The organism is Brevibacillus sp. AF8 (assembly GCF_021270385.1).
Lineage (GTDB): Bacteria > Bacillota > Bacilli > Brevibacillales > Brevibacillaceae > Brevibacillus.
The window spans coordinates 1-13,807 of sequence record NZ_JAGQDN010000034.1 but is presented as its reverse complement, the minus strand read 5'-3'; the positions used below and the strand labels follow the sequence as shown (position 1 = coordinate 13,807).

Sequence of the window (13,807 nt, the reverse complement as noted above, 5' to 3'; positions counted from 1 at the left end):
CATTCACCCGCTTTCTGTCAGCGTCGCTTCAATCTGCTGTTTCTCGAATTGTTCTTTATACCAACCACCCAGCTCCACTAGCTGTGCATGTGTACCTTCCTCGACGATTCGCCCTTCGTCCATGACGAGAATCCAATCTGCATGCTGGACGGCCGATAAGCGATGTGTGGTGATCAGCGTTGTTTTACCTGCACGCTCCCGGCGAATATTGGCGATCATCTCCGCTTCGGTTTTTCCATCCACCGCTGACATGGCATCATCGAGAATCAAGATCTCCGGATTGACTAAAAGAGCCCGGGCAATCGAGACCCGCTGTTTTTGCCCGCCAGAAAGGGCTACGCCTTTTTCACCAACGAGCGTTTGCAAGCCTTCAGGCAGTAGTTGCACATCCCTAGCAAACGCTGCCTGCTTCAATACTTCCTGTAATTGTTCTTCTGTTGCCTCGTTGTTCCCGAACAGGATGTTTTCGCGGACTGTCTTCGAGAACAGAATCTGCTCCTGCGGTACATAGCCGATCCAACTCTTGATGTTATCCAGGCTGATCTGTTCTAGCGCCTCTCCCGAAACACTGATAGCTCCCCGTCCTACCGGAAATTCGCGAAGCAACTGTCGCACCAGCGTGGATTTCCCGCTTCCCGTACGCCCGACGATTCCTAGCGTTTGCCCCCGACCAAGGGTAAAGGAGACATCCACTAGTTGGTCAACCTGCGCAGATGGATAGCGGAATGTCACGGAGTCAAATCGAATGACTTCTGGTACTGCAATATGAACCGGTCTGTCGTGATCCGTCACATCGGCTTCGTAAGCCAAGGTTTCATTGACCCGATCCAGCGAGGCACTTCCTCTTTGCATTACATTGATCAATTCGCCAATCGCAAACATCGGCCAAATGAGCATCCCTAGATAGACGTTAAACGAGACCAGCTCTCCCAAGGTCAGTTCTCTTTGAAACACAAGATAGCCACCGTAGATCAAGCCGATCATATAACTGATCCCAACCAATATTTTGACGGTCGGCTCAATCAACGAATCGATTCTCGCTACATCGATATTTTTTTGATACACTTCATGTGTTTTTTGACGAAAGCGCTCCTGATCCGCCATTTCCTGTACGTAAGCTCGAATCACACGAACACCAGAGACAGATTCCAGTACGCGATCGTTTAGCTCGCCAAACGAGGATTGTGCGGTTGAAAATCGCTCGTGAATTTTTTTCCCATACTGCTTGATGATATAGGCCATGAACGGCAATGGAAGGATCGCCGCTAAGGTCAGCTTCCAACTGATCAAAAAGCCCATTGTCAGCACGATTGCCCCTGTAAAAGATAGCGAATCCACCATCGTCAAAATCCCGAAGCCTGTCGTCATTGAGACAGCCTTGAGGTCATTTGTCGCTCGCGCCATCAGATCACCAGTACGATTGCGCTGATAAAACGTTGGCGTCATCCGCAAAAAATGCGTCATAAGCTTCGAACGCAACGTCCGTTCCGCCAGAAACGCTCCCCCGAACAGCTGGCGAATCCAGATAAAATTGACCCAATAAATCGCGACAGACAATACGCCGAAAAACAGCAAAATGGATACCAGCCGCTCTCCAGTTAGCGTCCCCAGGTGAATCTCATCAATAGCCACCCCGATGATTTTTGGAGGGATAATCTCCAGTAGGCCGCCTAGAATCAATAGCAGAATAGCGACCGTATAACGTTTCCAATGCTCCTTGAAAAACCAATCAAGCTTTGCCAAAACCGAGAACATCTTTTGTTTCTCCCCTCTCTTTAGCTGGCTGGGTGCCTTTTTTAGGGACAAAAAAGACACATCGCCCGTGAGCAACATGCCTTTTCCTCAACAAAAATAGAAAAGGCGCAGGCTACAAAAGGTAACCTACGCCATGTTAACGAGATCAAAAAAACGATACTACGCTCGTATCAATGGTGGGGTTACGTCATGTATGCCCTTGTATGGATGACCCATGCGTACAATTCTTTTCATGACTAGCCCACCTTTCCATTAATATTTTGAATTTCCAATAAATACTTCTGAACTTTACCATTATTGCGGATACATTGTCAACTGATCTTTTCCGTGCTTTTGCTTCCCTTCATTTATTTGGTATGATAATCCTCATGAAGCTTATTCAGGAGGCCATTTATTTTGTTATCATCCAATCAAAAGCGTCGATTGACATCTGTTCAAATCATCGTGTTCGCCTACGTTGGGCTCATTCTGATCTCAGCGTTTCTTCTGTCATTGCCGTTTTTTCATTTGCCGGGAGCCTCTCTTTCTTTTATTGACTCTTTGTTTACCGCGGCGAGTGCCATCAGCGTTACCGGGCTGACTGTCATTACGATTCATGAGGTTTTCAACCAGTGGGGGATTCTCTTTCTTACGTTGCTCTTCCAGGTTGGTGGGGTCGGAATCATGACACTGGGAACGTTCATTTGGATCCTCATGGGCCAAAAAATCGGTCTGGAACAGCGCATCTGGATCGCGACGGACCACAACCGCTCCACATTGTCCGGTCTGGTCGACCTGATGCGCAATATTCTCGTGATTGCACTCTTGATCGAGCTAGCGGGAACCATCCTGTTAGGCAGTCATTTTATTTACGCCGGCTACTACGACGACTGGTACACCGCGTTCTACCACGGTTACTTTGCCTCTGTCAGTGCTTTTACGAATGCCGGGTTTGACCTGCACGGAAACTCCATGCTCGACTTTACCCACGATTATGTGTTTCAGACTATCGTGATGATCTTGATTATTTGTGGAGCGATCGGGTTTCCCGTCCTCGTGGAACTGAGAACGTACTTTTCCTATCGCCGTGCAAAAGTGCGTTTCACCTTTTCGCTCTTCACCAAGATTACAACACTGACGTTCTTTTCCTTGATCGCCATTGGTGCCCTGCTCATTTTCGTTTTTGAACGAAATCAGTTTTTAGCCGATAAGACCTGGCATGAAATGTTGTTCTATTCGTTGTTTCACTCCGTCTCTTCGCGAAGCGGCGGCTTGGCTACGATGGATATCAGCCTCTTGTCGACCACAACACTCATCATGCTCTCCGGGATGATGTTCATTGGCGCCTCGCCGAGCAGCGTGGGCGGTGGGATACGCACCACGACGTTCTTCGTCCTGATTGCCTCGGTTTTTGCCAACATGCGTGGCTACAAGGAAGTAAAGGTGTTCGGAAGAGAACTCGTTGATGAGGACATTCAGCGCTCCTTCACTGTCTTTTTCATCGCGATCATCCTGGTGTTCACAGCGGTCATGCTGCTCGTCTGGCTGGAGGATTTACCTTTCCAGCACGTCTTGTTCGAGGTCTGCTCTGCATTCGGTACGACCGGATTGTCTACCGGGATAACGGCTCAGATGGGCATAGGCGGCAAGCTCATTCTGATTATTACGATGATGATCGGACGTATCGGGATTATCAATTTGCTCCTCTTCTTGAAGCGCAATGACCGAATCGTACGCTACCATTATCCGAAAGAACGCATTATCATTGGTCAATAGAGAAAAGGAAATCCCCCAAAGCTAGTAGCCGTTGGGGGATTTTTTTCTAGCATCAGAAAGCTGGCAGAGGACAGGTCTTTCTTGTCATCGAATGTTGGATTAATACGGGCCCCAGTTAATCAGGACCCCGATCACGATAAATACGATGGAGAGGACTGTCCATACCGCTGTGAGTGGAAGCATGAACTTCAGCCACTTGCCGTAAGAAATGCCACTCATCGCCAAAATACTCATCAGAACACCTGAGGTCGGGTTAATGCAGTTGACCACACCTTCTCCGAGCATCAGTGCCTCGACTGCTACCTGGCGCGTAATGCCCATCAGGTCAGCCAATGGTGCCAACAACGGCATCAACATAACGGCTTCACCTGAACCGGACGAAATCAAGAAGTGCAGCCCGGCGCTTCCGAGGAACATCCCAATTGCCCCAGCCATCGGGGAAAGCGGCTCCAGAACGGTAGCAAGCCCGTACACGATGGTATCGAGGAACTTCCCATCTTCCAAAATGACCGTGACCGCACGTGCCATACCGACAATCAAAGCCCCATAAATCAGCCCTTGACAGCCTTTTAAGAACGTTTTGGCGATATCGTTGCCACTCATCTTGTTGAGCAAGCCTACCCCGATCGCAATAAAAATAAAGATTCCGGACATCTCGTTTACGTCCCATTTGAACAAGATCGTGCAGACGATAAAACCAATCAGAACGATCCCCGTAAACGCAAGGATCAATTTGTGACGAGTAGTAAAATCAACATTTTTCGTGTCTACTTCCATCGTGGTTGAACCACTATCGGAAGGAAAGAGCTCACCCTCCAAGATACTGTTGTTTTGACGAACCTTACGCGCGTAACGCCCGATGTACAGGATGGTAACGGTCACAAACGTAACATAAATGATGGTGCGGTATCCGATACCCGAAAACAGCGGCAGCTCCGCAATTTCTTGGGACAAGCCCAGTGTTCCCGGAAAAGCGATTGTCGTATTAAATCCGGCATACACCCCCAGATAAATCAGAGCCACACCGAAGATTGCATCCATTTTCATCGCTCTCGCAATCATGATGCCGAGTGGAACGAATGCAATGACGGAGTTGACGATCACACCCAACGTACCCAGTACGGAAAAGACGGAAGTGATCAAAATAACCAGCAGCCACTCTCTATGTCCCAGTTTTCGGACCATAGTCAAAATCGCTGCGTTGAGTGCACCTGTCTTATCCAAAACAGCTAAAGCACCGCCTGTGAACAAAACGAGGAAGATGATCGGCGCCCCTTTGACCATCCCTGTCTGGATCGCGGTAAAAAACTCGATAAAACCCGTAGGATTTGGCTCCACCGCATGATAGCTACCCGGTACAACCGTGGTAACATTGCCGTTTTTTACACGCTCAAATTCTCCAGTCGGGACCACATAGGTAGCCAACGCACATAGGAGTAAAATGCAAAACAAAAGGACGTAGGCGTCTAGCCGAAGTAAGCTTTTCTTTTTTAGTTGCTTGCTCTCTGTCATAAGGTAACCCCCTGCGTGTGTAGCGCTTCTCTAAGAATGTTGGGCTGCTTCATAAATCGCAGCTGTCATGATTTTTGCCCCATAAATCAAGGCATCCGTCTGAAAAGTCATCTGTGGATGATGCAGAACAGGTGTGAGCCCACACCCCAGACCAATCATCGTGGTAGCCAGCTCAGGGCGGTGGATCGCGTAAAAATGGAAGTCCTCTCCGCCTGGCGTTACACATATATCGGCAATTTTGTCCTCACCCAGCACTTGCCCAATTGCCTTTTGCGCTACTTGGATCATGCTCGCATTGGCGACCGCAGCGGGTGTGACTCCCGACCATTCCCACTCGACATCCATGCCCATCAAAGCCCCTGTCTGACTCATGGCATGCTCGGTTTTTCTCCGTAATTCGGCCATGCCTTCATTGGACTGTGCACGTACATCGAGGCTAAAGGTCGCTCGATCAGGGATGACATTCACCGTTTCTCCCCCTGCTTGCAATTGGGTCATCTTCACGGAAAAAGAGCATCCATCTTCCAAACGAATGTTTTGCAACGCCTGAACCAAAAACGAAGCGGCTTCGATGACATTTTTTCCGAGGGCCGGACGTGCTCCGTGAGCTTGTAGACCTGTAATCGTCCCTCTGATGGAGCTAGACGATCCATGCAAAATCGCTGGAGCAGCGCTGCCATACGGGACTTCCATTTCCGGGCGCAGATGGACGCCGATCAGCTTTGTCACGCCTTCGAGGGCACCATCCTTCATCATCTGCAAGGCTCCGCCCATCTTCTCCTCAGCAGGCTGGAATAGAAAGCGCATCGTTTTCGGCGGCACCACCCCGCTTGCTTGAATAGCCAGGGCACTGTAGAGAGCAAGTGTCGAGTGAGCATCGTGTCCGCATGAGTGATTCGGTCTCACCACGCCGTCCACTTCCTGCACAAGTGCATCCATATCCGCGCGCAATGCCACGATCTCAGCACTCTCTCCAGGAATCTCCGCATAAAAGCCGTGGTGCCCCTCGAAGCCTGTGACGGCAATACCAGCCGCCTCCAAGCGTCCCCGCAAATATCTCGCCGTTTTCTCCTCGTGCCAGCTCGGCTCCGCCAATTGATGCAAATCTTTGTATGTTCGCACTATTCCGTCGCGATGCTCGTCCATGTATAAGAACGGATTCATCCGATTCATCATCCTCCCTGATGTCTATCTCTAGTATCTGGTTTGCTCTACCGAATGTATAGCAAGATTTGTGCCAAAACCATATTGTTATAAAAGTTAAGCATTTCTGAACAATTAAGTATTTTTAGGTTATAATATAGGTTGTTTTTACGGATATCTGATCCAATATTTTCACCCAAATCTAAAAGCTTTTCGGCAGATATAAAGGAGTCGCATCATGATAAAACAGAAACCATGTATCTTGTTGATGACCAGGCTGGAGACGATCAGCTTGCTGTTTGCAAACACGCTCACGTCTTTTTTCGGAAACCGCTTGGCCATCATTCGAAACCACATGCAAGAACGGCTTCACCCGAGTGTGTACGATGAAGTTGATCTCATCCTTGTTTCTGATACCAGTCTTTTGCAAGATCAGCCAGTTCCTCAACCAGACATCCCCGTGCTGCTAGCAAGGCGTACGATTGACATTAACAAATTGGATCAACTCATGGACTTGCCTCCAGGAACGCGCTGTCTATTTGTTTCCAACTCTATCGAAATGGTAGAAGGCGCGATTGAGCTACTGTTTCATCTCGGATTCTCTCATCTGACATTTGTACCCTACGTACCCGATACCGAGACTCCGCTCCCTGAAAAAGACCAAATAGATGTCGCTGTCTGTCATGGGCTCAGGGAGCTGATTCCTGCTCATTTCGAAAACATCATTGAGTTGGGGCACCGCCCTTTGGATTTGACGACGATCTTTGATATTTCGCGCCTGCTTGATCTGTCTCCAGATAAGGCAAACCTGTACACGGCTGACTTCATCAGTGATTTCGTCCATATCGGGCGCAAGCTGACCAACTCGGTACACAATGAACGGAAGCTGAATGAAAAGCTAAGCTCCATTTTAAATGCCGTTCATGAAGGCATTATTGGTACAGATGCCGCAGGGAATATCACTGTGCTGAACAAGGAAGCCGAGAAAATTTTGCATATGACTGAAGCAACTTGCATCGGGCGAAATGTAGCAGAAGTCATTCCCGAATTTCTTATTCTGGAAGTAGTCGAATCACACACAGAAGTAACGAAGCAAGTATTGGAATACCGCGATTTGTACCTCTTGGTTACCAAGATTCCCACGTTCTTGGATGATCAGTTTCTTGGCGCTGTCATTACCTTTCAGGACGTGACGAAGGTACAGCAGATCGAACAGGAAATACGGACGAAGAGTGCCAATCTCGGACTGATGACCAAGTACTCGTTTGACAATATCATCGGCAAAAGCCCGTCTATTCAGGCCAACAAGCGAGTCGCAACCAAACTTGCCGAAAGTGACTTTACGATTCTCATTACAGGGGAAAACGGAACCGGGAAAGAAGTTTTTGCCCAAGCCATCCATCAACACTCGACGCGCCGTGACGGTCCGTTCGTCCCCGTCAATTTTGCAGGGCTGACCGAGAGCTTGGTAGAGAGCGAATTGTTCGGGTACGAGGAGGGTTCTTTTACAGGGGCACGAAAAGGCGGAAAGATGGGGCTATTCGAGCTGGCTCACAACGGAACCATTTTTCTGGACGAGATTGGGGATGCCCCGCTTAGCATTCAGGCGTCATTGCTTCGCGTTCTCCAGGAAAAGCAGGTCATGCGCGTAGGGGGCTATCGGGTCATTCCAGTCAATGTCCGCGTCATCGCGGCTACGAATTGCAACTTGATGGAAATGGTCAAAAAAGGGACATTTCGCGAGGATTTGTATTACAGACTGAACGTTCTGCCTCTGCACATCCAGCCCCTGCGTGATCGTCCCGATGATATTTTGGTGCTGATCGATTATTTCTTGCAGAAAAAAAAGCAGCGTCTGTCCTTCTCACGAGAAGTGACGGAACAGCTACTCCGTTACGATTGGCCAGGCAATATTCGCGAGCTGGAAAATTTCATTCACTATGCAGTCGTCATCGCAGAGGGGAATCAGGTGGAGCTGTCTCATTTGCCAGAGCGTTTTTTTGCGGGGCATGTCTCTACTCAGCCACTTCTCTCTCACCGGGATGATAAGCTGGAAGATACAATCCGGTATTTATCCAGGCAAGGCTCCTTGGTAGACTACGCGGCGATCCTGCAAGTACTGTCCGATTGCTATCAGCGTCAGGAACGGATTGGACGCAGTGCCCTGCTCTCGAGAATGGAGGGTCCCTCCATGACTGAAGCCCAAATCAGACACAAGCTGACCGTGCTAGATCGAGCTGGATGCGTCTCGATTGGGGTTAAGAAGCAAGGGACGCAGATTACTGCGTTTGGGCAGCAGGTGTTAGCTACTTTGCTGATTGCTACGAAGCGGTAATTATTGTTGTCTTCCTACGATTGTGGAGACCGAAGCCACGTAGGAAGAAGTGCATTTCCAGTCCAAGCGCCTCTGGAGCCCTACCCAGCGTAGAAATGAATAGAGGGGAATTTCAGCTTCACTTATGAGATACTTCCTCGAAACTTCAACGTTTGAAGCGCTCCCGCTATTCATTTCGGAGCGGCCAGTCAATCCCCTTTGCGGGGCGTAGGCCGAAGCGCAGACTGGAAATGCACTTCTTCCCTCCACTACGGCATCGATACAGTATATGAAAAACAAAAAAGCGGCAAGATTTTAGCTCCTCCGCTTTTTTCATGAATCCATCTAAGTAGTCACAATGGACGTCTCTATTTTTTCTGGTTGAATCATAGGCAAAATAGGCAGCTCCATCAAATTCCGATGCTTGCCCGGCCCGTAGTAATCCTGCTCAGCATGAGCCAAACGGAAGCCATAGGCAGACAGCGCACGAATAGAGGATGCATTCGTTTCACTCACCGTAACCTGCACGGTACGAAGTGTTGGAAACTGGCGCAGGGCTTGCAGTCTGGCTTCGATTAGCCGCTTGCCGATGCCTTGCCCTTGGAACTCCTTGCTCACATTGCTGAACAGAAGCCAGCCAGTCGTTTGATACATATCAATTCCGGCACAGCTAAAACCGATGAGCTGGCCGTTGTATGTCGCCTTGAAAATCAGCTCAGGAAACAGCTCCATATACTTTTTCAGCTCATGCAAGTTCATTCGATCGGGTAATGTCATATCCGCCAACGTAATCATTTCCGCAAAATCATCTCTTACGACGCGCTCAATCCGCACTTCCACCCTACCCGCCTCCTGTACATTCGCTCTTACATTTACACTATAGCAAACAGGTATAAAGCTGGAATGGATGGCGTGTGAAGGTCATGTAAAATTCGCGAGCCAGTGGCTATTTTAGCGGAATATAGATGCTCATCTTTATCGCATCTGGGAAACGAGAGCCCCACACATCTGTCACTTCGAAATCGGGTCCCTCGCCTCTCTCGTAATTCGAATTCGGCAACCACGTCCCGTAAATGTACCTGCGTGTGTTTTGCACAAGATCGACCTCCCCGTTCACCTTGAACTCCGCATATCTCCCCGAAGGCAGCGCAAGTGAAATGAAGCCCTCAGGCAGTTCTTCTGGAAAGCCATGCACAGCCTCTCCTACAACAAAGGAAAAGCTACCGTCATCCTCAAATTCGCAGGAGATTCCGTACGACATGTCTGCCGCCGCTTTATTGGGAATCCGCAAAAAATCTTGATTGCTGCCAAACGCTTGATAGAAGCCCGGGATGTCCGTGAAATACTTTTCCTCCTGCAAACTCGTTCGGTATCTGCGCCCAATGATTAAAATTTCATCCAATGTCGTGATCGTCGGTTTGTTCATCGTGATCTCTCCTTTGATCGTTTGGCGAAAGGCCAAGAAGTCCATCTTGGCTAGATAAGGCAGCGAATGATTTTCTTTGCGATATCTTCCAGGTGTAATCCCGAACTGCTTTTCGAAAGCGCGAGTCAATGCTTCCTGCGACTGGTATTGGTAGGCCACAGCAATTTCGAGCACATTGTCACTTGTCTGTTTTAGCGCAAGTGCAGCTTCCGACAACCTGCGCTTGCGAATGTACTCCTGTACGCTGAAGCCTGAGATTGCCTGAAACAGCCGCTGAAAATGAAACGCAGAGAAATGCGCCCGTGAAGCAATATCTGTGATGTTCATTTCTTCCTGAAGATGCTCTTCTACAAAATCAATCGCGTCCTGAATCCGCTTGTACGTGTCCATCTTTGACTTCCTTCACCTATTTTTTCTTTATTATGAGGGAGATCTCGAGCGTTTTTTTGATCAACTGTGCTATCTTTCTGGCTTTACGTCGTCAGCCGCTCTACCAATTCGGGCGACAGTTCCTTCTCTTCCTTTTTCCCATCCAACTGCTGTGTCCAAATCCGCTCATGGAGCATCTCAAATGCGTATTTTCCCATCGACATGCTGGAGCTGGATACAGTGGTGATCTCTAGTAATTCTCCGATTGGCTGATCATCGCAACCGACTACGGCTAAGTCTTCCGGTACGCGAATCCCCCATCTGCTGGCTTCTTTGATGATCCCTGCCGCTATATGATTGCACGATACGATCATTGCTGTCGGCCGCTCTTTTGATTGCAGCAATTTCCTCACGACATCCTTGCCGTCCTGGATCGTTAAACACTCTTCAAATGACCACTCAGGAGAGGGTGTCACGTCAATCGAATGTAGCTTTTCGTAATAGGCACGTTTGCGATGCTGACTGTTAAAGCTGTTCTTTCTGCCGATGCAATACCCGATCCGGCGATGCCCCTTCTTCATCAGATACTCCATCCCGATCAGAAACGTTTGATAGTGGTCGATATGAACACTCGAAACAGATGTGGTATCATTTGCTTCACACGTGATGATAGGTCCGTATCCTGCGTATTCATTGAGCGTTTCGCAAGAGCTGGATCTGGAACACATGATGAGCCCGTCGATTTTTTTATTTTTGAGCAAGTGTAAAACGCTGCGTTCTTGCTCGGGATTGTTATTCGTTTGGCACACCATCAGCTTGTAATGATGCTGGGCTGCTTCTGCTGCTATCCCTTCAATAATGGAGCTGTAGTATTGGTTATTGACGAGAGGCAATGTCACACCGATGACCATCGTTTTTCCGGTAGAAAGGTGCACCGCATTACTGTTTTGAACATAATTTTGTTCTTCAATAATCTTGAGAATCTCCGCGCGTTTTTTCTCATTCACGTACGGATGGTTGTTTAGCACACGGGAAACGGTTGAAACGGATACACCTGCCAATTTTGCGATTTCTCTTATGTTAGCCACTCAGATTACTCCTCGAAGTCGGATCAGTACTAATTACATACATCAAAACACATTCCGCTTGCTCTGAAAAGCGTTCCACATCTTATGCTCTCCTTATGTAGAATGAAAGGAGTCGTGTTTTGTGATTCGCTTAAAATTTGAATATCTCTTGTTTATCGTAGGCTTATTGATTTTGGCGCTCGGGATCAACATGATGACGACCATTACATCCTTTGGTCTTAGCCCGTATGATTCTCTGTTTATTGCTCTGTATCAAAACTTCGGGATATCGATTGGCTTCTGGATGTTTGCCATTAACCTGACCTTTGTCATCATCGTCCTTTTCATGGATCGCAGTTATATTTCTGTCGGTGCCATTTTGGTCATGGTGCTGATCTCCGTCTTTGTCGATTTGATTGGGTCCATCGATGGGCTCATGGCTGCTATCCGTTCATTGCCGCCGCTTCTGACCATGGCACTCGGAAACATTTGCATTGGCAGCGGTATCGGGTTGTATGTGTGTACGCAAGTGTGCACTGCTCCCCAAGAGGCATTTGTACTGGTTATGTCGAAAAGATTAAAGTGGACATTCAGACGGACAGAAATTTTGCTGGCGTGCATGTTTCTTAGCGCAAGCTTCCTGTTAGATGGCCCGATTTATTACGGAACAGTCGTGCTGTCGTTTACGACTGGCTACATTATTCAAGCAGCAATCAACGTCGGGAATAAAATGCTTCGTCTCGTCAATCAAACGAAGGGGGCGGAGGCATAATAGGAGGAAAGCCTTGAGAAATTTTCGACCAAAAGCTGTGTGTTCGCTTGCAGTGAGCCTGTTTCTATTGCTTGGCGGTTGCTCCTCTTCCACTGGTCTCGTAAAAGCTGGCGGAGATGTTTTTGCCCAGAGCGAAATTCACAGACTGACCCAAGGTCCTGAAAACGTGACGCATTACCAGCCGATGAGTATTCAGGAAATAACACCGCTATTGCCTTCGTCTCTCCAAAGCCGCATCAAGCAACTGGATAAAACGAAGCTGCCTTTTCCTGTCGAAAAAGAGTTGGCCTATCTCGTCTCATTCTCCTCAGGCTCCGAAAAAGAAATACGACACCAGCTACAGCTGACATACGCGCAGGATAACGAAGTACCACTTTCGCAAGACTTCTTCATCGTACGTATGACGGAGACAGATGAAAACCCCTTGGCCCATGTGAAGCCATCTGCTTCTGGACTGGATTCGTTTGGGAACGTCATGCGCGTCGAGCCATTGACCGACGATATCACTTTCTATCATCATATCATTACGACAAACAGCTCTTATGTGTATAACTTTTACAAATATGATGATAAAAATCACGCAGTAAATCTGATCGTCACAAACGCCCATGAGATGGAGTTCTATGATGATGGAATTCTGTATCATCTCGCTTACCACGCCGGAAGCAATCTACTGGACCCTACCCTTCATGATCAGATGGTAGCGCTGGCGAAAGATTTAATTTCTGTCCGTTCCTAAATGAAAAAGAAGGATTCCCCTGTCGCTCATAAGACTTGCAGGCGGAATCCTTTTTTCTATCTCTTGACCTTCACGTGGCGTGAGGCTTTACCATATTTTCCAGTACGATCAAGTAACTGGAGGATGAACGATGCCAAACCACGAACAAATTTACAAAACTCAAGCGGAACAGTACAATTTGATGATTTCCAGACAACCTAGTCTGCTCGCTGTCATCGAAGAAATCACCCCTATCAAAGGACAGGACGTGATCGATCTGGGAGCTGGCTCAGGTAGACTTACGTCTGTGCTTGCCCCTCATGCCAATTCCATTCTGGCTCTGGATGCTTCCGCTTCCATGCTAGAAGTGAATACACAACAGCTGACGCAAGCCGGTCTTTCCAATTGGAAAACCAGCGTAGCGGATCATCGAAATATTCCCGCGGACGATAACAGCGCGGATGTCATCGTAGCAGGGTGGACGGTCTGTTACCTCACCAGTTCTGAAGTTCCCAACAACGAGCTCAATCTTGAAAAGATCATTCTGGAGATGAAGCGCGTGCTTCGTCCTGGTGGCACGATCGTCATCATGGAGACGATGGGGACTGGATATGAAACACCTCATCCACCCGAATTTCTTACGCAGTATTATTCCTTGTTAGAAAGCAAATACGTTTTCTCTCACAAATGGATTCGCTTGGACTATCGATTTGCAAACTTGGAAGAAGCAGAACGGCTAGCAAGATTTTTCTTTGGAGATGAACTTGCGGACAAAGTCGTTGTAGAGAAGCTAGTAACTTTGCCGGAATGCGCGGGGATTTGGTGGCTGGAGGTATGATTGCAAAAAGGCCAACGGAAGCCCCACATGGAATAAAAACACACAAAAAAGCCATCCTGCTCGGATGGCTATCTCATTCCCTGAAAACTGAATACGCATGATTGCTAAGAATGTGTGGATAAGTCCTCGACCGATTAG

General features: G+C 48.1%; 11 protein-coding genes. 5 read left to right on the top strand and 6 right to left on the bottom strand.

Going from position 1 to position 13,807, the window contains the following annotated elements; translation table 11 throughout:
• Positions 1-3: 3 nt before the first annotated feature.
• Entirely contained in the window at positions 4-1,755 is a 1,752-nt protein-coding gene (locus KB186_RS27290) for an ABC transporter ATP-binding protein (protein ID WP_232774762.1), read from the bottom strand.
• 396 nt (positions 1,756-2,151) lie between these two features.
• On the opposite strand from KB186_RS27290, the gene KB186_RS27285 reads away from it, so the two are divergent.
• On the top strand, positions 2,152-3,510 hold the full coding sequence (locus tag KB186_RS27285) for a TrkH family potassium uptake protein (protein WP_232774761.1): 1,359 nt from the start codon (positions 2,152-2,154) through the stop codon (positions 3,508-3,510).
• 99 nt (positions 3,511-3,609) lie between these two features.
• Here the strand turns inward: KB186_RS27285 and KB186_RS27280 are convergent, their stop codons facing one another.
• Both KB186_RS27280 and KB186_RS27275 read right to left on the bottom strand, forming a co-directional pair.
• Positions 3,610-5,022, bottom strand: a complete 1,413-nt coding sequence (locus KB186_RS27280) for a YfcC family protein (RefSeq protein WP_232774759.1) — start codon at positions 5,020-5,022, stop codon at positions 3,610-3,612.
• Between the two features lie 30 nt (positions 5,023-5,052).
• Positions 5,053-6,186: a M20 peptidase aminoacylase family protein gene (locus KB186_RS27275; RefSeq protein WP_232774757.1), complete on the bottom strand. Its 1,134-nt coding sequence runs from the start codon at positions 6,184-6,186 to the stop codon at positions 5,053-5,055.
• A gap of 217 nt (positions 6,187-6,403) precedes the next feature.
• Between KB186_RS27275 and KB186_RS27270 the strand changes: the two genes are divergently transcribed.
• The gene (locus KB186_RS27270; RefSeq protein WP_232774756.1) at positions 6,404-8,500 is read left to right on the top strand and encodes a sigma-54 interaction domain-containing protein; all 2,097 of its coding nucleotides are present in this window, start codon (positions 6,404-6,406) and stop codon (positions 8,498-8,500) included.
• Positions 8,501-8,824: 324 nt separating this feature from the next.
• Here the strand turns inward: KB186_RS27270 and KB186_RS27265 are convergent, their stop codons facing one another.
• The 3 genes from KB186_RS27265 to KB186_RS27255 form a co-directional block, all read right to left on the bottom strand.
• Entirely contained in the window at positions 8,825-9,319 is a 495-nt protein-coding gene (locus tag KB186_RS27265) for a GNAT family N-acetyltransferase (RefSeq protein ID WP_173611222.1), read from the bottom strand.
• A gap of 106 nt (positions 9,320-9,425) precedes the next feature.
• Positions 9,426-10,295 (bottom strand): AraC family transcriptional regulator, encoded by an 870-nt coding sequence (locus tag KB186_RS27260; RefSeq protein ID WP_221868366.1) that lies wholly within the window; start codon positions 10,293-10,295, stop codon positions 9,426-9,428.
• Positions 10,296-10,378: 83 nt separating this feature from the next.
• Complete coding sequence (locus KB186_RS27255; protein ID WP_221868367.1) at positions 10,379-11,362, bottom strand: LacI family DNA-binding transcriptional regulator; 984 nt, start codon at positions 11,360-11,362, stop codon at positions 10,379-10,381.
• 121 nt (positions 11,363-11,483) lie between these two features.
• On the opposite strand from KB186_RS27255, the gene KB186_RS27250 reads away from it, so the two are divergent.
• The 3 genes from KB186_RS27250 (at position 11,484) to KB186_RS27240 (ending at position 13,669) form a co-directional block, all read left to right on the top strand.
• The gene (locus KB186_RS27250; protein WP_173611219.1) at positions 11,484-12,113 is read left to right on the top strand and encodes a YczE/YyaS/YitT family protein; all 630 of its coding nucleotides are present in this window, start codon (positions 11,484-11,486) and stop codon (positions 12,111-12,113) included.
• Positions 12,114-12,126: 13 nt separating this feature from the next.
• Positions 12,127-12,852, top strand: coding sequence for a hypothetical protein (locus KB186_RS27245; RefSeq protein ID WP_232774755.1), 726 nt, complete (start codon positions 12,127-12,129; stop codon positions 12,850-12,852).
• A 130-nt stretch (positions 12,853-12,982) separates the two neighbouring features.
• Positions 12,983-13,669 (top strand): class I SAM-dependent methyltransferase, encoded by a 687-nt coding sequence (locus KB186_RS27240; protein ID WP_173611217.1) that lies wholly within the window; start codon positions 12,983-12,985, stop codon positions 13,667-13,669.
• The last annotated feature ends 138 nt before the right edge of the window (positions 13,670-13,807 follow it).

Bases quoted from the DNA above. Each gene is read 5' to 3' on its own strand.
- KB186_RS27290 (WP_232774762.1), bottom strand. From the start codon at position 1,755: ATGTTCTCGGTTTTGGCAAAGCTTGATTGGTTTTTCAAGGAGCATTGG.
- KB186_RS27280 (WP_232774759.1), bottom strand. From the start codon at position 5,022: ATGACAGAGAGCAAGCAACTAAAAAAGAAAAGCTTACTTCGGCTAGAC.
- KB186_RS27275 (WP_232774757.1), bottom strand. From the start codon at position 6,186: ATGAATCCGTTCTTATACATGGACGAGCATCGCGACGGAATAGTGCGA.
- KB186_RS27270 (WP_232774756.1), top strand. From the start codon at position 6,404: ATGATAAAACAGAAACCATGTATCTTGTTGATGACCAGGCTGGAGACG.
- KB186_RS27260 (WP_221868366.1), bottom strand. From the start codon at position 10,295: ATGGACACGTACAAGCGGATTCAGGACGCGATTGATTTTGTAGAAGAG.
- KB186_RS27240 (WP_173611217.1), top strand. From the start codon at position 12,983: ATGCCAAACCACGAACAAATTTACAAAACTCAAGCGGAACAGTACAAT.